This is a genomic window from Psychrosphaera sp. HA2-10 (assembly GCF_055693745.1).
The window spans coordinates 2,947,244-2,966,034 of the sequence record NZ_CM146341.1; the positions used below are offsets into that span (position 1 = coordinate 2,947,244).

At 39.5% G+C, this 18,791-nt stretch carries 19 protein-coding genes; 15 read left to right on the forward strand and 4 right to left on the reverse strand.

Features of this window, described 5'->3' with window-relative positions; translation table 11 throughout:
• Positions 1 to 20: 20 nt before the first annotated feature.
• Genes hldE through ACZ1GV_RS13405 form a run of 3 tightly spaced genes read right to left on the reverse strand, consistent with a single transcriptional unit; the run spans position 21 to position 2,731 of the window.
• Positions 21 to 1,475: a bifunctional D-glycero-beta-D-manno-heptose-7-phosphate kinase/D-glycero-beta-D-manno-heptose 1-phosphate adenylyltransferase HldE gene (hldE, locus tag ACZ1GV_RS13395; protein ID WP_472674599.1), complete on the reverse strand. Its 1,455-nt coding sequence runs from the start codon at positions 1,473 to 1,475 to the stop codon at positions 21 to 23.
• A 15-nt stretch (positions 1,476 to 1,490) separates the two neighbouring features.
• The gene (locus ACZ1GV_RS13400) at positions 1,491 to 2,072 is read right to left on the reverse strand and encodes a D-sedoheptulose 7-phosphate isomerase (RefSeq protein ID WP_472674600.1); all 582 of its coding nucleotides are present in this window, start codon (positions 2,070 to 2,072) and stop codon (positions 1,491 to 1,493) included.
• Between the two features lie 14 nt (positions 2,073 to 2,086).
• On the reverse strand, positions 2,087 to 2,731 hold the full coding sequence (locus ACZ1GV_RS13405; protein WP_472674601.1) for a TetR/AcrR family transcriptional regulator: 645 nt from the start codon (positions 2,729 to 2,731) through the stop codon (positions 2,087 to 2,089).
• Positions 2,732 to 2,962: 231 nt separating this feature from the next.
• Here ACZ1GV_RS13405 and coaD point away from each other — a divergent pair, with 231 nt between their 5' ends.
• The 15 genes from coaD (at position 2,963) to ACZ1GV_RS13480 (ending at position 18,545) form a co-directional block, all read left to right on the forward strand.
• On the forward strand, positions 2,963 to 3,442 hold the full coding sequence (gene coaD / locus ACZ1GV_RS13410) for a pantetheine-phosphate adenylyltransferase (RefSeq protein ID WP_210560708.1): 480 nt from the start codon (positions 2,963 to 2,965) through the stop codon (positions 3,440 to 3,442).
• A 3-nt stretch (positions 3,443 to 3,445) separates the two neighbouring features.
• Entirely contained in the window at positions 3,446 to 4,315 is an 870-nt protein-coding gene (locus tag ACZ1GV_RS13415) for a TraB/GumN family protein (protein ID WP_472674602.1), read from the forward strand.
• Positions 4,316 to 4,447: 132 nt separating this feature from the next.
• Entirely contained in the window at positions 4,448 to 5,380 is a 933-nt protein-coding gene (locus tag ACZ1GV_RS13420; protein WP_210560706.1) for a branched-chain amino acid transaminase, read from the forward strand.
• 126 nt (positions 5,381 to 5,506) lie between these two features.
• Positions 5,507 to 6,697 carry a hypothetical protein gene (locus ACZ1GV_RS13425; RefSeq protein ID WP_472674603.1) on the forward strand — a complete coding sequence of 397 codons (1,191 nt, stop codon included), beginning with the start codon at positions 5,507 to 5,509 and terminating at the stop codon, positions 6,695 to 6,697.
• A 14-nt stretch (positions 6,698 to 6,711) separates the two neighbouring features.
• Positions 6,712 to 7,125: a phosphate ABC transporter substrate-binding protein gene (locus ACZ1GV_RS13430; protein ID WP_472674604.1), complete on the forward strand. Its 414-nt coding sequence runs from the start codon at positions 6,712 to 6,714 to the stop codon at positions 7,123 to 7,125.
• 172 nt (positions 7,126 to 7,297) lie between these two features.
• Positions 7,298 to 7,858: an RNA polymerase sigma factor gene (locus ACZ1GV_RS13435; protein WP_472674605.1), complete on the forward strand. Its 561-nt coding sequence runs from the start codon at positions 7,298 to 7,300 to the stop codon at positions 7,856 to 7,858.
• Positions 7,848 to 8,549 (forward strand): hypothetical protein, encoded by a 702-nt coding sequence (locus ACZ1GV_RS13440; protein ID WP_472674606.1) that lies wholly within the window; start codon positions 7,848 to 7,850, stop codon positions 8,547 to 8,549. The genes ACZ1GV_RS13435 and ACZ1GV_RS13440 overlap by 11 nt, the downstream gene beginning before the upstream one ends.
• Positions 8,550 to 8,567: 18 nt before the next feature.
• Positions 8,568 to 9,599, forward strand: coding sequence for a hypothetical protein (locus tag ACZ1GV_RS13445; protein WP_472674607.1), 1,032 nt, complete (start codon positions 8,568 to 8,570; stop codon positions 9,597 to 9,599).
• Positions 9,600 to 9,715: 116 nt separating this feature from the next.
• The gene (gene hemN, locus ACZ1GV_RS13450; RefSeq protein WP_472674608.1) at positions 9,716 to 11,131 is read left to right on the forward strand and encodes an oxygen-independent coproporphyrinogen III oxidase; all 1,416 of its coding nucleotides are present in this window, start codon (positions 9,716 to 9,718) and stop codon (positions 11,129 to 11,131) included.
• Between the two features lie 85 nt (positions 11,132 to 11,216).
• On the forward strand, positions 11,217 to 12,776 hold the full coding sequence (locus ACZ1GV_RS13455; RefSeq protein ID WP_472674609.1) for a DNA recombination protein RmuC: 1,560 nt from the start codon (positions 11,217 to 11,219) through the stop codon (positions 12,774 to 12,776).
• A gap of 1 nt (position 12,777) precedes the next feature.
• A complete protein-coding gene (locus ACZ1GV_RS13460; protein ID WP_472674610.1) occupies positions 12,778 to 14,010 on the forward strand; it encodes a threonine/serine exporter family protein in 1,233 nt (410 codons plus the stop codon).
• A gap of 341 nt (positions 14,011 to 14,351) precedes the next feature.
• Positions 14,352 to 15,428, forward strand: a complete 1,077-nt coding sequence (coxB, locus tag ACZ1GV_RS13465; RefSeq protein ID WP_472675903.1) for a cytochrome c oxidase subunit II — start codon at positions 14,352 to 14,354, stop codon at positions 15,426 to 15,428.
• Between the two features lie 10 nt (positions 15,429 to 15,438).
• Positions 15,439 to 17,034, forward strand: coding sequence for a cytochrome c oxidase subunit I (ctaD, locus tag ACZ1GV_RS13470; protein ID WP_210560697.1), 1,596 nt, complete (start codon positions 15,439 to 15,441; stop codon positions 17,032 to 17,034).
• Between the two features lie 24 nt (positions 17,035 to 17,058).
• Positions 17,059 to 17,637, forward strand: a complete 579-nt coding sequence (locus ACZ1GV_RS13475) for a cytochrome c oxidase assembly protein (RefSeq protein ID WP_210560696.1) — start codon at positions 17,059 to 17,061, stop codon at positions 17,635 to 17,637.
• A gap of 26 nt (positions 17,638 to 17,663) precedes the next feature.
• Positions 17,664 to 18,545, forward strand: coding sequence for a cytochrome c oxidase subunit 3 (locus ACZ1GV_RS13480; RefSeq protein ID WP_472674611.1), 882 nt, complete (start codon positions 17,664 to 17,666; stop codon positions 18,543 to 18,545).
• A gap of 6 nt (positions 18,546 to 18,551) precedes the next feature.
• Here the strand turns inward: ACZ1GV_RS13480 and ACZ1GV_RS13485 are convergent, their stop codons facing one another.
• Positions 18,552 to 18,776 (reverse strand): DUF2909 domain-containing protein, encoded by a 225-nt coding sequence (locus ACZ1GV_RS13485; protein WP_472674612.1) that lies wholly within the window; start codon positions 18,774 to 18,776, stop codon positions 18,552 to 18,554.
• Positions 18,777 to 18,791 lie beyond the last annotated feature (15 nt).

An 18,791-nucleotide genomic window follows, 5' to 3' on the forward strand; every position in this document is an offset into this window, starting at 1 on the left:
GAAGACAAAGGCTCGAAAATTTATTGCTTAATCTTCTCAATTATTTTGGTTGTAGAACATCCGTCAACAAACTCAATCACCGCAACGTCTCCGCCATTTAATTGAACGATATCAGCACCAACAATGCTTTCAGGCGTGTAATCGCCACCTTTTACTAAAACATCCGGCGCAATAAGTTTAATGAGGTCATAAGGCGTGTCATCAAATTCGTTACCGTTGATTTCACCAAATGGAATAACCCAGTCTACGCTGGCTAAGCCACTTATAACCGTTGCACGTTGTTCAAGCGGGTTCACCGGACGACCAGGCCCTTTCAAGCGAGTGATAGAAGCGTCATTATTTAAACCAACAACAAGTCGGTCACCAAGCGCTTTAGCTTGTTCTAAATAATGAACGTGGCCGGCATGTAAAATATCGAAACAACCATTGGTGAATACGATTTTTTCACCACTTTGACGAGCAAACTTAATATGCTGTAACACATCATCAAATGGTGTTTGGTAATGTCGCTGCTTGGAGGCAAATAAATGCTTATTTACCACCCGATACAATTCTTCAGGTGACACGGTTGCTGCGCCTAACTTAGCTACTACAACACCTGCAGCTAAATTAGCTACTTTAGCTGCATCCGCTAACTCTAGCCCTGCAGCCATCATCATTGCGAGTGTTGCAATGACAGTATCGCCGGCGCCTGTAACGTCTGACACTTCTAATACCTGCGCTGGCATATCAACTTTGTCTGTTTTTGTAATTGCAGACATGCCTTGTTCGCTGCGAGTGAGTAATATTGATTCAATATTACACTCTTGCATAATGCGCTGTGCAGATTGAATAATAGCCGCTTCACTATCAACAACACCGCCTGCGGCAACAAATTCTGTTTTATTAGGTGTTATAACTGAAGCACCTGAATAGTCTGATAAATCTTTTGACTTAGGATCAACTAACACCACCTTTCCGGCAGCTCGGGCAATTTGAATCATCTCACCGATGTATCTCAGAGAGCCTTTGTTATAGTCGGAAAATACTACAAATTGGTGATTAGCTAGCTCTTGTGTGAATTGTTCCACTAATAATTTGGCGTGGTCACTGGCAAAAGACTCTTCAAAATCCAAACGCACCACTTGTTGCTGGCGACTAATAACGCGTAACTTGGTAATAGTTGGCTGTGTACTTTGGGTAAGTAACTTTGCAGTGACTTGTTCATCTTTTAAAAGCTGTGTCAGGCGTTCGCCATTTTCATCTTCGCCAATGATCCCCATTAACGTAACTTTGCCATCTAGGTGGGCGATATTACGTGCTACGTTCGCCGCGCCACCTACTTTATCATCTAGCTCTGATATTTTTACAACTGGAACAGGCGCTTCAGGAGAAATTCGTTGTGAATCACCGGTCCAATAACGGTCTAGCATGACATCACCAACTACTAAAATATTATTGTTAGAAAGTTGGCTGAATATAGAAAGATCAAACATTAACTATTCCGAATTTTAGTCGTTTTGAGTTACAAGTTCATCAATGGCTTCGCATAACCAATGACCAATAAACATGTGAGCCTCTTGAATACGTGCAGTGATGTCATTTTTAATAATGATAGGAAGCTTAGCAATATCTTTTACCGCACCGCCGTCTCTGCCTGTTAAAGCGACAGTAAATGCGCCAAGTTCGTTGGCTGCTTCTAACGCTAAATTAATATTTTTGCTTGTTCCGCTGGTAGTTAATCCAATTACAACGTCTTGTTCTTTTACTAAAGCTTCAACTTGGCGCGAAAACACCGAATCAAACGAGTAGTCATTGGCATTGGCCGTCAAAATTGAGGTGTCTGTAGTAAGCGCAATCGAGGCTAATGCGCGACGTTCTTTTTTAAATCGAACAACAAACTCTGCAGCTAAATGCTGACTGTCAGCGGCGCTGCCACCATTGCCAAAAAATACTATTTTTCCGCCTTTATTTAACGCACTAAAACAGGCGTTAGCTAATTCTTCTGCTTGCGGCAAATAAGCTTCCATTTGCTGAAAAAGTTCTAAATGTTGCTGAAGATTAGCGTGATAGCAGGCTTTTAAATCAAACATTATTTACCCTTAAATTAAGATTCAACATTGGCCAAAGACTTATATCGAGCAGTCAATTGGCTCACGACGTCTTTAAACTCGGTTGTTACGTATGGCTTAAACAATAGTAGTACTTTTAACAAGCCGTTATAAATTAATGCGTCGGTAATTGTGGTGTCTTCTTGGCTAGTCTTACAATAGCTAATCCAAAAAGTAACTTGTTGCTTAATTATATTCGCAAAATCTTCGATGTCATCATGCTCAATTTCTATAACTTTGGCGTTTTGTAAACCAAGAACCAAGGCATGTATTTTATCCATCATTTTTATATGAATTTCTAAGTACTGCGTTTTGAGCTCAGGGTCTCTTGCCATAATGACAGGCAAGTTGTCGTATAAAAAATTGAAGTGAAATAGCGCCGAAAATACCGCATCTAAGTAGTTTGATAAAATCTCTACAGCGTCTTCACTTGGTTTTACCGGCTCAAATGAAACTTGCATATGTTGTGCATATTTTTCAAAAATATTGCGAATGATTTCTTCTTTATTTCTAAAATGATAGTACAAGTTGCCTGGGCTAATATTTAAGTGCGATGCAATGTGATTAGTCGTTACATTGCGTTCACCTTGGGCATTAAATAATTCAATACTTGCTTGAACGATACGATCTTTGGTTTTCATATCCAGTCTCGGTTAATAGCTAATTGGCAAATAGCGCCAGTTAAGCAGTCCTTTGTGAGTCATCGATAAAGGAAGCGGATTAATTGGCTGTATTTAAACACAGATTAGATCATTAGCTCTAGTGGTTTTCGTGATAAAAGGGTCTAGAGTATTTCAAAATGTAACTTTTTAACGCAAAACAAGAATGGTGTTATAGTGCCAAAGTATAGATAACGTTTAGGAAACACTTTAATGGTTACAGCAATTTATCCAGGCACATTCGATCCAATCACAAATGGGCATATTGATTTAATTCGTCGCTCAGCGAAGCTGTTTGATAAGGTAATTATTTCAATTGCAATGAGCTCTCGTAAGCAACCTTTGTTTGACTTAGCAGAACGTGTTGAATTGGTGAAAGCATCTGTTTCTGACTTAGATAATATAGAAGTGGAAGGTTTTGAGGGATTGTTAGCGGACTACGCTAAACAGAAAAATGCCACGGTTCTTATTCGCGGAGTTAGGGCTGTAGCTGATTTTGAATATGAATATCAATTAGCGAGTGTGAACCGCAAACTTAATGAAGATCTAGAAAGTGTGTTGTTAACGCCTAGCTCTGAAACAAGTCACATATCTTCAACAATTGTTCGTGATGTTGCTGCGCATTATGGTGATGTTTCTGCATTTGTACCTGACGTTGTAAAACAAGCCCTAATTAAAAAATTTAAGAAGTAGAAAATGAAAGTACTAGCCTCTTTTTTGTTAGCGACTTTAGTCGTTTTTACCGTATCAGCCGAGCCTGTGTGGCAGGGAACTGGCGTGCACAAAGATGACTACTTAGTTGGTACTATCCACGTTGGTGACGAGCGTATAAAAACGTTATCACCAAGAATGAAAGCTTTAATTGATGCGGTAGATGTTGTTGCCGTAGAGCTTGATCTTTCGGATATTAGTCAGCTTCAGCAACAACAAGCCATATTAGAGCTTGCTATGTTGCCTGGTGATGTAACTATCACTCAGGTTATTTCACCACTTATGGCAACTCGGGTGAATGGTTATTTGCAACAATTTGGTGTCGATATTTTTCAATACGAAAAGTTTAAACCTTGGATGGTCGCCGTAATTATGGTGCAAATGTCTTATCAAAAAATGGGCTTGGTTGCTGAGCATGGTATCGACCAGCAAATAATTGAATATGCAAAGCTCAAAAACAAACAGATTGTTGAACTTGAGACTTTCTCACAGCAGCTTAATATCTTTAATCGTTTATTTGATAACGCTGACGATATTAATTATGACGACATGTTAGAAGACACCTTAGATGAACTAAATAATATGTCCGATATGCCAAGCAAAATGCTAGAAGCATGGATTAATAGCGATATTAGTGTATTTGAAGATATTTATAATAAGACATTAAAGTCGAGTAGCTATGATACACAGCTTGAGCAGCTCCTATTAATTGAACGCAACCAAGCTTGGAAAGAGACGTTAAATCCTATTTTAGAGAAAAAGTCAGTGTTAGTCGCGACAGGTACACTTCATTACATTGGGCCTACAGGTTTACCTAAGCTCTTAAATGGTGATTTCGAAGTCCTTAAAAAATAAACACTTAGCTAATCGGGTGGTAAAAAAAGCTGACAACCTAGCGGTTATTTTCTACCACCAATTTTCCTCAAACAGTGCTATTCCCGATTTGATAAGGCAGAATTGCGCCAAATAAAAATTGGAGGAAAATCCATGGCATTACCATCATCAGCAGAAACCATTTGGTTTAACGGCAAACTCATTCCTTTTGGCGACGCGAAAGTTCACGTATTAAGTCACGCCATTCATTACGGCTCATCAGTATTTGAAGGCGTTCGTGCCTACAATACGCCAGATAAAGGCACTTGTATCTTTCGCCTAGACGACCACACAAGACGTTTATTTGATTCAGCAAAAATCTATCGCATGACGATTCCTTTCACTCATGAACAAATGAATCAAGCGCAAAAAGACGTAGTCGTAAAAAATGGCTTTAAATCAGCATATTTACGTCCAGCAGCTTTTTATGGCGAAATTGGTTTAGGTTTAGCGGTTCCATTTAATACTGAAGCCGATGTATTAGTTGCAGCAATGGAATGGGGCGCTTATTTAGGTGAGGAAGCGTTGGAAAAAGGCGTAGATGCCGGTGTTTCTAGCTGGAATCGTTTAGCCGCGAATACTATGCCAACCGGTGCAAAAGCTGGCGGTAACTACTTATCTTCGCAGCTTATATCTATGGAAGCTCGTCGACATGGTTACGGCGAAGGTATCGCACTAGATGTGAACGGTATGGTTTCTGAAGGTGCAGGTGAAAACCTATTTGTTATTCGTAACGGTATTGTAACTACGACTCCGGTTACAGCGGCAATTTTACCAGGGATTACTCGAGACACAATTATGACCTTGCTTCGTGATAGAGGTTATGAAGTGCGCGAGCAAAATATTCCACGCGAAGCCTTATACTTAGCAGACGAAATCCTTATGTGTGGTACAGCTGCAGAAGTTACCCCAGTAAGAAGTGTGGATGGCATTAATGTAGGTAATGGCAAGCGCGGACCTATTACAAAAGAAGTTCAAGATATGTTCTTTGGTCTATTCAACGGTACGACTGAAGATAAGTGGGGATGGTTAACGCCAGTTAAGTAATTAATACTTAAATCTACTTAAATAGAAAAGCTGCATTGTATTTAATGTGGCTTTTTTTATACCTATAAATTCAATCCGTTAAAACTTGTCTATACTCGATGTAGAGCAGGATAATTTGGCGGAAGTATGAAACGAGCAGCAATAATCACCTACTTATTATTGGCATCAGTGTCATCTAACTTACTTGCTAACGAAAAAGTAAAGGTAAGTGGTTTTGGAAGTATTGTGGGTGGCGTGGTCATTGATGGAGATGGTTATTGGGCTAGGCTACCTGACGGGGCCGGACAATACACACACGGTATTGAGTTACAAAGTGAGTCTAGGCTTGGTGTGCAGGCTCGTTATGCCGCAAATGATTCATTAAACATAACCGGGCAAGTTATGCTTAGAGGGGTGAATGATTTTGAACCACAACTTGAGTGGTTTTATGCCAGTTACAGTGTGACACCCGATATTAATTTTAAAGTCGGCAAAATGAGACTACCGGTTTACCATTTTTCAGATTACATGGATGTCGGCGTCGCATACCCTTGGGTTCGAGTTCCATCAGATGCTTACTCATTGGCAGTTACCAATTATCAAGGTTTGAGTTTAGATATGAATTTAGACTTTGGCGACGTCACCTCAACAATTCGATTGTATGCAGGGCAACAAGATACCGATCCAAATAAACTGATAACCCTATTAGATAAATATAAAGGTGAGCAACTTTATGATCAGAATGGTACTTTTCGGGGGCTAAGAGAAATCCGCACAACAAAAAAGTATGAACAAATGAAAGGGGTCGTTGTTGACACAAATTATGAATCGATAACGCTACGGTTATCTTATCTTGACGGCAAAGAAAATTTCACCTCGTACGCAGAAGGGCAATACCCATCAAATCCGTTATTTGGCGGCGAATGGGTCGACACTCAGTTTATCGATGTTTCACTTCAATATGACGCAGACAATATTTTAGCCCTGGTAGAATGGAATGATTATGACAACATTTACACATCTTGGTTCGCTTCTCTTGCATACCGACTAGAGACGTGGACACCCTATATATTCTATTCGGAATTTAGAGGTGACTTTAGATTTATTGCACCTGGTGGCATAAGTAATGGCTATGAAGATGGCGTTACAGGAACGTTGGATGACTATTATACCTCCATAGGTGTTGGTGCAAGGTATAACTTAAGTCCCGCGACAGCGATAAAATTTGAATTTTTAACATTCAACGACAAAGGTGATGCTGCAGTATTTATAGACCAAAATCAGGATGGTAAAACAGACAGTAGCGCATTTTTTATGTCATTAGATTTTGCATTTTAACGGCAGGACCAATAATGAAAATTAAGCAGTTGGTTGTATCATTTATTTTTTGCTTCTCTTGTACATCGATAGCTGGAAATGTGGTGGTTATTAATGCCGAAAATACCGCTAAGATATCAACATCGGATATCAAAAAGCTTTACCTTGGCAAAAAAGGTGCTTTCAGTAACGGCAACAAAGCCACGTTAGCAACCTTGTTAGCAGGCAATTCAATTCGCGAAAGTTTTAACATTCAAGTGCTAAATAAGAACGAGTCACAATATACGGGTTATTGGGCAAAGTTGTCTTTTACAGGTCGTGGAATCGCACCTGTTGAGTTTACAAGCTCTCAGGAAGTAAAACGATTTGTTAGTTCAAGGCCAAATGCTATAGGTATTATTGATGACAAGTATTTGGATAGCTCGTTAAAAGTAGTACTTAAGTTTTAGAAATTAGTGTACCTATCTCTCGCCCTCAATTTTTCTTTTAACTAGCAACTAGCAACTAGCAACTAGCAACTAGCAAAAAATATTAAAAAAGTTAAAACTTTTTACAAACTCCTCACGACTATAGATACAAAGATGCTAAAAATGCATATGGCAACGAGTATTAGGGATAGTTTTGTTTTTAATTCAAGACGATAAAACATTAATCAAAAAAGCATTATGCGGCAATCAGTCTGCATGGTGCAAATTAGTCAAACGCTATGAAAAGTGTGTTTATGGCTATGCATTGAGAATGACAAATAATCCAGCTGATGCGTTGGATTTGATGCAAGAAACCTTTGTTTCAGTTTGTCGTAATTTATCAGACTTTAAACATCAAAGTAGCTTTAAAACTTGGTTACTGTCATTGGCCTATTATCGATGCATGGACTTTTTTCGTAAAAAAAAGCTTACTTTTAGTGATGATCAAGAGCTTGATAATTATGAGTCTGAAATAGTCGATAGTTGCCCGCAAATAAACTTAGAACAGTTGCAAAATAGCGCCGGCTTAATGCAGATGATGGCATCACTTAGTCTGGAGCAACGACTCATTATAGAACTTAAAATATTTCAACAGCTTAAATTTGAAGAGATCTCAGATCAAATGGGAATTTCGACAAATACTATTAAGTCCCGTTTTTACACCGGTCTTAATAAATTAAAGCTTTTAATTGAGGACAGTGATTATGCCGCATGAGAAAAATCAGTCTTTAGAGCCGTTATTCTTTGCTTGGAGCAATGGTGAGGCTTTATCTCCGTTGGAGTTGGAAAAACTGATGGCGTCGGCTGAATACCAAGAAAAAGTGCATCTAATAGACATGCTAAAACAACAAAATGAGCAGATTGAACAAAATTTTGATGTCCCTAAATGGGACAGAGGTTCGACGTTTGTTGCACGTCCAGATAAAACAAGTAATTGGTGGCAAGAAAGCGGAATGTCTATGTTGGCTATTTCTTTCTCATTAATCGTTTGTGTCATGTTTGTTTTTGATTTGAAAGTGCAATGGCATGAAGGCTCCGTGCAAATCTTAACGGCTCAACAGCAAAAGATGCAGTGGCAAAAAGAGCAGCAGGCCTACCTTCAAGACCAAGTGGTGTTATGGAATGCACAAAATCAACAGCAAATAACCAATGCCATTCAACAACTAGAAGAGAATCAAACGCAAAGAACGGTGAAGTTAGCTAATTACTTAATAGATAGCAGTCGTACAGAGCGCAAAGAGGACTTACAACGCTTTGTGACAGCAATACAAGAACAACGAGCGGCAGACCTTAGATACTTTCAATCTGAACTAGGTGAGCTGCAATATAAATTTCAAATGGCGGCGCTTAATAGTAGCAGCTACAACCCAAATAATAATTCAGCCTCGATAACCGCTGAAGACTAGAAACTGTAGGAGAAAGTCATGAAAGGTAAACTTAATAGCGCGATAGTAGCAATGATATTAAGCGGATTAGCACTAGGCTCGTTTGATATAGCTGCAAAAAATGAATTATCCGAGCAACATTTAGACAATGTTAAGCGTGATATCAAACTGATGTCGACGATTTTAGAAACGACTTTAAAAGATAAGGTAGGACAGCACGTAGGTGATGTTAAGGCCAGTTATTTAGCGCACCAGGGGATGTTGTTTGAAATAAATAATCATAGCCGTTTCTCGATGCCTAAAATATTTGTGAGTCGAAACGGTGATGTGTTTTCGACTAACGGTGACTCTTCATTTATACCGCCACCACCTCCTAAACCAGGCACTCCACCAAAGCCAAAGGTTGAAAAGGAGCTTGAGGAGCTAGTCGAGATTCGAATGGCCACTGAAAACACTGAACACTACTTTGAAATGAGCCAACATGATATTGAAGATATCGAGTTTGAAATACATAAAGCAACCATGATCGCGAATTCGTTGGGGGAGAACAGTTCAGATGTACACCGAGAAATGCGCAAAGCGAAAGATGAGCTACGACAAAAACAACGTGAGCTGTCAATACAGGCGAATAAAATTGAACGAAAAGCTCGACAAGTAGAGCGTGAAATTAGAGATGCTGAACTTGTAAGTGATATTAATAATGGTCAATCTGATAAGCAAATTGCTAAATTAGAAGCGCAGATGCAAGATTTGCAAAAGGAGCTAAAGGTTATAAATGATGAAATTAGTCAGCACCAAAAAAAGGTAAAAAAAGCAGCAAAAAACGCAAAAGAGCTAGCGATTAAAAAACAGCAAGAATTAACAAAACTTTACGCTTTTGCTATTAGCGAAATGGTGTGTGACTTTGGTATGGGATTAAAGAGCTTAAAAGACGATAAGTACATGACGTTTTACGTCAACGATGCATCAAAGTTGTATTATGTATTCCGTCAAAACGACATAGAAAAGTGCAATAAAGGTAAAATAAATTACAGAGCTTTATTAGATAGCGCGTTGAAGTATTCACTTTAGGATATTTTCTAAACTTGAATTGAGCTAAATCAAGTTCCTTAGTACGCATATTAAATACACTTCTCTTATTCTGATAGCCACTTTTTAAAGTGGCTCTTTTTTTAAGAGAGATAGAGATGATTACAGAGCAACAATGGCTAAAAAAATATAACGTCAATGGCCCACGGTATACTTCATATCCAACCGCGTTAGAGTTTAATCAATCTATTACTGATAACTTTCAACTTGCTGCAGCGCAAGGTTCAGAAAATCACAACCTTTCGTTATATTTTCATATCCCTTTTTGTTTTGAGCTCTGTTTTTACTGCGGTTGCAACAAAATTGTCTCTAGGCACCAAGACAAGTCGAATCGCTATGTCGAAATGATGCTTAAAGAGCTCAGAGCACGGAGTGTCGGGTTAAGAAACAAACCTGTAAATCAAATTCATTTTGGCGGTGGTACACCAAACTTTTTGACTAATGAGCAATTTCAACAAATATTTAAAGCGATAAATGATGACTTTACTATTGAAGATAGCGCTGAAATTAGTGTTGAACTTGATGTACGACATGTATCTTTTTCATTATTAACAACGCTCAGAGATTGTGGTGTAAACCGACTAAGTTTTGGTTTGCAAGATACTAATGAAGAAGTGCAAAAGGCCATTAACCGCCAACAATCAAATGAATTGGTATTTAAAGTTTTAGAATGGACGAAGCAGCTGGGTTTTGAGTCCATAAATGTTGACCTAATTTATGGTCTCCCTCATCAAAGTATTACTATTTTTGAGCAAACGCTACGTGATGTTATTGCATTTAATCCAGACCGAATATCGTTATTCAGTTATGCGCATTTACCTAGCCGTTTTGCCTCTCAGCGAAAAATTAGAGACGAATGGTTGCCAACACCGACGCAGAAACTTGAGCTGATGCTATTAGCGAATAAAGTTTTATGCGAACAAGCTGGTTATGTCGCCATTGGATTTGATCATTTTGCTAAGCCGTCGGACCGTTTAGTTTCTGCACAAGAACTTGGAGAGCTGCATCGAAATTTTCAAGGCTATACGTTATTAGCCGACTCGGACTTATTAGCCATAGGCGCATCGGCAATCAGTTACATAGGCAATGTGTATATGCAAAATCCCAAAAAGATCTCAGATTATTACGACATCTACGATACTCAACATATAACAACTGCTTTTATCTCAAGTCTTGACCAACCCACTGAGTATAAAAACCATTTACCGAAGTTACCTGGGCGTATATTGACGCATGATGATCTAGTCAGGGCTGATATCATTAAACATTTAATGTGTAATTTTTTAATTAAATTTGAATATGTTGAGAATAAATGGGGTGTTGATTTTTTGAGTTATTTTTCAAAAGAGTTACTTAGCCTGGTGCCATTTGAAGAAGATGGCATGATACGTTGCTCCGACAACGAAATTGTCATTAACCCAAAAGCAAGGCTGTTTGTTCGTAATATTTGTATGACATTCGATCGATATTTGGCCAGCCAACTAAATCAAAAGCGCTATTCTCAAGTAATTTAAACAAACTCAGCTTTTGTCATTCCATTTTTATGGTGAGGTAGGCACAATGACAAAATAATTTACTTTGCAGAGAAGTGTTTGATTCGTGGAAAATTTTGACCTCCAATTTGGCCAATCCGATATTGTTATTGGGTGTTTAGTTGTTGTTTTATTAATCTTGTTAAGGGCTGTATTTCGTGGAAAAAGTGAAGTACAAGCCTTGTCGATGCAATTACAAGAAGTGTCGTTAAACTCGCAACAACATTTAGCTAAAGTAGCGGAATTGGAAGTGGCGGTTAACGAGCAGCAAGAGCGCGCGCTCAATTTCCAAACTCAAACGCAATTATCTCAGCAGCAAGTTGCTTCATTAAAATCCGAAGTAGAGGGACTTCACACCCGTATAAACGAACGTAATCAAACAATCATTGAGCAAAAAGAGCAAAGCGCGCAATGGCAGCAACAAATTCAATCAAAACAACAAGAATTGATGCAACTTAACTCTGAGTTAACAGAAATAAAAACGAGCCTAGTTGAAAAACAGCAACACTTTGAGCAGCAGCAGGCACAAGTCGAACAACAACGTACGCAATTAAAAATGGAGTTTGCGAACTTAGCAAACAAGATTCTCGAAGAAAAAAGTCAATCCTTTAGCCAATCAAATAAAACAGAATTAGATGCGATACTTCGCCCATTCAAAGAGCAAGTTGAAGGCTTTCAGAAACGCGTAAACGAAGTCCATAGCGAGTCGATTAAAGGTCAGGCGACAGTGAGCTCAGAATTAAAAAAAGTTCTTGAAGTGGGCATGCAAATGACCAGTGAGGCCAACAATCTTGCAACCGCACTCAAAGGTGATAAAAAAACCACAGGTAATTGGGGTGAAATACAGTTAGAACGTACGTTGCAATTAGCCGGGTTAATGAAAGACGATCACTACAATACGCAAGAGAACCTTGTGGATGAAGAGGGAAATCGTCGATTACCAGACTTTGTTATTAAACTACCTGATGACAAACATATTGTTATTGATAGTAAAGTATCGCTGGTGGCTTATGATAAGGCTATTGCGGCAGAAACTGACGCGGAAATGAACAGCGCGCTTGATGAGCATTGTAATGCAATTAAAAATCATATTAATGACTTGTTTAAAAAAGACTATTCGAACTTGATAGGGTTGCGAAGTCCAAGTTTTGTATTAATGTTTATGCCTATAGAGCCGGCTTACATTGAAGCTTTAAAGCATAAAAAAGACTTGTTTAACTACGGCTACGAGAAAAACGTAATTCTTGTTTCACACACAACATTAATGCCTATCTTAAAAACAGTCGCAAACCTTTGGCGTATTGAACAAGGTAACGCTGAGGCAAAAGAGATTAGTTTACGTGCCGGTGATATTTACAACCAAGTTTGTATTGTTGCTGAGCGGCTACAAAAGTTAGGCAAGTCATTAAATACGGTTAGTAACCAATATAATGAGACTGTAAAAGGGCTTGCTGGAAAACAAGGTTTGGCTGGTAAAGTAGAGCGATTTAATCAGCTCTCAAATAAAGTGACGAAAAAAATGCCACAAATTGAACCAAACCACTCGGACTTTGAGCACGAACGGTTAGACTTAATTGCTGAGCCGGTTTCAGATAAATCTAAATTAAATGATGTAAAAGGCGACTAAAATGCAAGACCAGCATGAGGCGTTTAAGCAGAAACGAAAATTTATTGTTCGTTTAGGCAAAATGCTCCACAAATATGGGACACCTGCATATCGACTAGAAGCGCATTTGATGACGCTTGCCGATGGTCTGGGCCTGCGCTCGTCATTTATAATATCGCCAACGTCTATGACCTTTGTATTATGGACTGAAGGTCATGAAGATGAATATACCCACGCAGCGCGAGTTGAACCAGGCGATCTTGATATGGGCTCATTGTCACGAACGGATGATGTCGTAGATCTGGTGCTTGGTGGTGAACTAAGTGTTGAAGAAGCACAATTGCGCCTCGATGAAATTGAGTTTATGCCGAATCCGTATGGGCGTTTGGCAACCGGCTTTTCATTTGCTTTGTCGGGTTGTGCTTTTGCAATGCTAATGAATACCAGCTGGAACAACGCGTTATGGTCAGGCTTACTCGGTATTGTTGTTTACTTATTTATATTGTGGTCTGAGCGATCAAAAGGTATCGCCAATATGCTAGAGCCTCTGGTAGCCATGATGTCTGCGATGGGCGCTTGTGCAATTGCTGCTTATTTGGATCCGGGTATCAATATTCGACTCGCGGTATTGTCATCTATTATTGTCTTGATTCCAGGTCTAGCCTTAACTATAGGCTTGCAAGAACTGTCGGCACGTCACCTAGTATCCGGTACAGCAAAAATCATGGATGCGGTAATGATGTTATTTAAGCTGTACTTTGGTGCGTTTGTAGGCGTGGAAATGGGTCAACTTATGTTTGGTGAGGTTGAGTTTGTGCAGTCTGATCTGCTCCCACCTTGGACGGCATGGTTAGCAATTTTCACATTAGGTTGTTCTCTTATAATCGCGTTTAGAACTCGACGTCGCCATATAGTTTGGTCACTGCTCATTGGCTTTATTGCTTATGGGTCGAGTCATTATGCCGCTCTATCATTTGATTTAGGCATAGGGGCGTTTTTAGGCGCATTTATGGTCGGCATATACGGTAATCTGTTTTCTCGATTAGCGAATGCGCCAGCAGTAATTGTAACCATGCAGGGACTCATTGTTCTCGTTCCCGGCAGTAAGACATTCATTAGTTTGAATTCATATATTGCTGGTGAAGGTTTTGCTTCTGCAGAAACGGCTGGCCAACAATCGTTAATTATTCTGATGTCATTGGTTGCAGGCCTTATTTTTGCTAACTCTGCGCTCCCTCCAAAGAAAAGTCTCTAGCTATTTGCCCAAAGTCGGCTGTTCATTTTATGTTCAGTTGACTTCCTTTCATCGATTAAAATTTGCACTCCTTGGTTAAAAGATATACGTTAATTTAGTTGAATAAAAATTAATCTAAATCAACGTCGGGTTACGCTAAGTAACTTAGGACTATAAAAATAATAATTAAAAAACATTCGGGGAGAACTGTCTAGGGCTGCACACAGGTTGTGCGATAAGTCTTGGCTGGTACTGAGTTGGGTCGTACAGAATCCCTTATTGTTTTTCATTATGGAGGATTCTGTGTGACTGCTAAGCAATTAAGTTGGTTGGTACCAACTGCCGTATTTGCTAATTCCGCAATGGCGAATGATATGCGTCTTAACCTTACTAAAGGAGTAACAGACGTTAGTGCAAATGTTTATGATTTGCATATGATCATTTTTTATATCTGTTGTGTGATAGCGATTTTGGTGTTTGGGGTAATGTTCTATTCAATGCTCCATCATCGAAAATCAAAAGGCGTAACCCCTGCAAATTTTCATGAAAGTACCAAAGTTGAAATTATATGGACAGCGATTCCATTTATCATCTTAATCGGTATGGCTTTTCCTGCTACAAAAACACTGATTGAAATGGAAGATACCAGCGACGCTGATCTTACCGTTCAAGTCACAGGCTCTCAGTGGAAGTGGCATTATAAATATTTCGATCATGACTTAGAGTATTACAGTTTATTAGCAACGGCACCCGAGCAAATAGCAAATAAACGAGCTAAGTCAGCTAATTATCTCCTAGAAGTAGATCGCCCCCTCGTTATTCCCACCGGTAAAAAAGTACGATTCTTAATTACATCAGACGATGTTATCCACTCTTGGTGGGTACCAGAATTTGCTGTTAAAAAAGACGCAAACCCTGGTTTTATTAACGAAGCATGGACAAAAGTAAATGAGCCAGGTGTATACCGAGGTCAGTGTGCTGAGTTATGCGGAAAAGATCACGGTTTTATGCCAATAGTGGTTATTGCGAAAGAGCAAGGCGACTTTGACGCTTGGATGAAACAAGAAGTGGAAATGGCGCGCATTGCTAAAGAAGAAGAGCAGAAATTACTAGCTATGAATATGTCTTATGACGAGTTAATGGCGGTAGGTGAAAAAGCTTACATTGCAAACTGTGCCGCGTGTCATCAAGTCTCAGGTGAAGGCATTCCAGGTGTTTTCCCTGCCTTAAAAGGCAGCAAGATTGCGCTGGAAGACTTAGGTGCGCACATTGACATTGTAGTGAATGGTAAGGCTGGCACGGCTATGCAAGGTTACGGTAAGCAACTCGGCTTAAAAGACCTAGCAGCAATTGTCACTTACGAGCGAAATGCTTGGGGTAACAATACCGGCGACGCGGTGCAAGCAGCACAAATCAATGCTTATTTAACAAGTCAGTAGGAGGCATGTCATGAGTTCTTTAGAAAGTAGTGCAACAGATCATCACGACGACCATGAACACCATGGTGCCCCAAAAGGCATTATGCGTTGGTTGTTAACAACAAATCATAAAGACATAGGCACACTATATCTTTTATTTTCCTTACTAATGTTTTTCATTGGCGGCGCGATGGCCATGGTTATTCGTGCCGAGTTATTTCAACCTGGTTTACAAATTGTTGAACCCAACTTTTTTAATCAAATGACCACGGTTCATGGCTTAATCATGGTATTTGGTGCGGTAATGCCGGCATTTGTTGGCTTAGCAAACTGGATGGTTCCTATGATGATTGGTGCGCCAGATATGGCGTTACCAAGAATGAATAACTGGAGCTTCTGGATATTACCATTTGCGTTTTTAATCTTACTTATGTCGTTATTTATGGAAGGTGGTGGCCCTGCGTTCGGTTGGACGTTCTATGCACCATTATCAACGACCTATAGTGGCGACAGTACCGCGTTTTTTGTGTTCTCGGTTCATATCATGGGTATCTCTTCGATTATGGGTGCGATTAACGTCATCGTAACCATTTTTAATTTAAGAGCGCCGGGCATGACCTTCATGAAAATGCCTTTGTTTGTTTGGACTTGGTTAATCACGGCGTTCTTACTGATAGCGGTTATGCCGGTATTAGCTGGTGCGGTAACTATGGTTTTAACCGACAAGTATTTCGCGACGTCATTCTTTAGTGCGGCCGGCGGTGGTGACCCAGTATTGTTCCAGCATATATTTTGGTTCTTTGGTCATCCTGAAGTGTACATTATGATTTTGCCAGCTTTTGGCATCATCTCTCAAATTGTTCCTACCTTTAGTCGTAAGCGCTTATTTGGCTATTCTTCTATGGTATATGCGACCGCGTCAATTGCCATATTATCATTCATGGTTTGGGCACATCACATGTTTACCACTGGTATGCCATTAGCCGGTGAATTGTTCTTCATGTACTTCACTATGCTTATTTCTGTGCCCACAGGCGTAAAAGTCTTTAATTGGGTCGCTACTATGTGGCGAGGAGCGTTAACGTTTGAAGTGCCTATGATGTTCTCTATTGCCTTTATTGTGCTGTTTACTATAGGTGGCTTGTCAGGGTTGATGCTAGCCATTACACCAGCGGACTTCCAATACCATGATACTTATTTTGTGGTTGCGCATTTCCACTATGTACTAGTAACAGGAGCGATCTTCTCCATTATGGCCGGTGCCTATTATTGGCTGCCTAAATGGACAGGTCATATGTTCGATGAAGGTTTAGCCAAGTTACACTTTTGGTTGTCGTTAGTTTCAGTAAACGTATTGTTTTTCCCAATGCACTTTGTTGGTTTAGCTGGAATGCCTCGCCGTATTCCTGACTACGCCACACAGTTTGCTGACTTTAACGCGATTATTAGTATTGGTGGTTTTGCATTTGGTTTATCTCAACTTCTGTTTGTTGCAGTTGTTTACAAGTGTATAAAAGGTGGTGAAAAAGCAACGGACCAAGTCTGGGAAGGTGCCGAAGGGTTAGAGTGGGAAGTTCCTTCTCCTGCGCCTTATCACACGTTTGAGACACCACCAAAAATCAAATAGTAGATTGTAGCTTGGAGTAAATATATGAGCGTAAATGAAGCGAATAAAACAGCCCAAACCAAACTGATTAAGAAGTTGGTATTAACCGTTGTATTTATGTTTGGCTTTGGATTTGCGCTCGTGCCTTTGTACGATGTGTTTTGTGATATTACCGGTTTAAATGGAAAAACGAGTAATCAGGCAGCGACCCAATCGACAGTGATTGATATGAATCGAACCGTAACGGTTGAGTTTATCGCTCACACACAAGGCAATTTACCGTGGACTTTTAAACCAGAAGTAAAACGCATTAAAGTCCACCCAGGCGAACAACATGAAGTTAACTTTTTAGTTTCAAATCAATCAGCAGGCGACATGGTGGTACAAGCTATTCCATCGGTAAGTCCGGGGCTTGCAGCAACGTATTTTAATAAAATTGAATGCTTTTGCTTTAATCACCAACCGTTGGAACAGGGTCAACAAGCAAGTTTAGGTTTGCAGTTTTACATTGATCCTGAACTACCACCGGAATATAGCACTGTCACATTGTCATACACTTTGTTTGATATTAGTGACAAATTAGAACCGTCTGCGTTTGCAGACCTATTTGCTGATTCAGAATAATAATGCTCACAGAGAGGGCAAAAATAATGTCGAGTGAATATCAAAAATATTACGTTCCAGCACAAAGTCCATGGCCAATTGTCGGCGCAGTAGGTTTATTCTTTATTGCATTTGGTGCTGGTGGTTATGTTAATGACGTAACAAAAGGCGAGTCTGGTTATAGCGGCTATTTATTACTGGCAGGAATTTTAACTATCATTTTTATGTTGGTAGGTTGGTTTCGAAATGTAATAGATGAGTCAATGAAGGGCATGTATAGCGCACAAATGGATCGCTCATTTAAACAGGGAATGAGTTGGTTTATTTTTTCTGAAGTCATGTTTTTTGGTGCTTTTTTTGGTGCGCTATTCTACGCGCGAATGTTTTCGGTACCTTGGTTAGGTGGAGCCAGTAATAACGTTAGTACTCATGAAGTACTCTGGCCGGCGTTTGAGGCAATTTGGCCGCTAATAAAAACTCCAGATGGCACAACAACAGAAGCAATGGGTTGGACTGGCTTGCCTCTATATAACACCATAATTTTATTAATATCATCGGTTACCTTGCACTTCGCGCACGTCGGTTTAGAACAAAATAAACGTACTCAATTAAAGATTGGCTTGGGTGTCACTATTTTACTTGGCTGTATCTTTTTGGTCTTGCAGGTTGAAGAGTATGTGCATGCATACCGAGAAATGGGCTTAATGTTATCAAGCGGTATTTACGGTAATACATTCTTCTTGTTAACCGGTTTTCACGGCTTGCACGTCACGTTGGGCACGATAATGTTAATTATTATGTTTTTTAGGATTGTACTTAAAGAGCATTTTACCCCTGAAAACCACTTTGGATTTCAAGCGACAAGCTGGTATTGGCACTTTGTTGATGTTGTGTGGGTGTGTCTATTTATCTTTGTTTACATCTTATAGGTGGGTTTAAACCTTAGTGTAAGGGCTAGGATTTGGTTCAATAATACCTAGCCCTAACAATACTAGCAGTAAGATCATAAGAGCAGCGGTAAAGGCTAACCTTCTGCCAATAAAGTGAGACATAGGTGGTGCATTCTCATCGCCTTTTAACATAGTAAACATTGCTTTAAATAAGTTAAAGATGATGCTTAAAAGTAATATAACGATGATGGCTTTAATCATAAATTCCATTGTCTTACCTATAAT

Coding starts and splice junctions, on each gene's coding strand:
- hldE (WP_472674599.1), bottom strand. CDS start 1,475: ATGTTTGATCTTTCTATATTCAGCCAACTTTCTAACAATAATATTTTA.
- ACZ1GV_RS13400 (WP_472674600.1), bottom strand. CDS start 2,072: ATGTTTGATTTAAAAGCCTGCTATCACGCTAATCTTCAGCAACATTTA.
- ACZ1GV_RS13405 (WP_472674601.1), bottom strand. CDS start 2,731: ATGAAAACCAAAGATCGTATCGTTCAAGCAAGTATTGAATTATTTAAT.
- coaD (WP_210560708.1), top strand. CDS start 2,963: ATGGTTACAGCAATTTATCCAGGCACATTCGATCCAATCACAAATGGG.
- ACZ1GV_RS13415 (WP_472674602.1), top strand. CDS start 3,446: ATGAAAGTACTAGCCTCTTTTTTGTTAGCGACTTTAGTCGTTTTTACC.
- ACZ1GV_RS13420 (WP_210560706.1), top strand. CDS start 4,448: ATGGCATTACCATCATCAGCAGAAACCATTTGGTTTAACGGCAAACTC.
- ACZ1GV_RS13425 (WP_472674603.1), top strand. CDS start 5,507: ATGAAACGAGCAGCAATAATCACCTACTTATTATTGGCATCAGTGTCA.
- ACZ1GV_RS13430 (WP_472674604.1), top strand. CDS start 6,712: ATGAAAATTAAGCAGTTGGTTGTATCATTTATTTTTTGCTTCTCTTGT.
- ACZ1GV_RS13440 (WP_472674606.1), top strand. CDS start 7,848: ATGCCGCATGAGAAAAATCAGTCTTTAGAGCCGTTATTCTTTGCTTGG.
- ACZ1GV_RS13445 (WP_472674607.1), top strand. CDS start 8,568: ATGAAAGGTAAACTTAATAGCGCGATAGTAGCAATGATATTAAGCGGA.
- hemN (WP_472674608.1), top strand. CDS start 9,716: ATGATTACAGAGCAACAATGGCTAAAAAAATATAACGTCAATGGCCCA.
- ACZ1GV_RS13460 (WP_472674610.1), top strand. CDS start 12,778: ATGCAAGACCAGCATGAGGCGTTTAAGCAGAAACGAAAATTTATTGTT.
- coxB (WP_472675903.1), top strand. CDS start 14,352: ATGGCGAATGATATGCGTCTTAACCTTACTAAAGGAGTAACAGACGTT.
- ctaD (WP_210560697.1), top strand. CDS start 15,439: ATGAGTTCTTTAGAAAGTAGTGCAACAGATCATCACGACGACCATGAA.
- ACZ1GV_RS13475 (WP_210560696.1), top strand. CDS start 17,059: ATGAGCGTAAATGAAGCGAATAAAACAGCCCAAACCAAACTGATTAAG.
- ACZ1GV_RS13480 (WP_472674611.1), top strand. CDS start 17,664: ATGTCGAGTGAATATCAAAAATATTACGTTCCAGCACAAAGTCCATGG.
- ACZ1GV_RS13485 (WP_472674612.1), bottom strand. CDS start 18,776: ATGGAATTTATGATTAAAGCCATCATCGTTATATTACTTTTAAGCATC.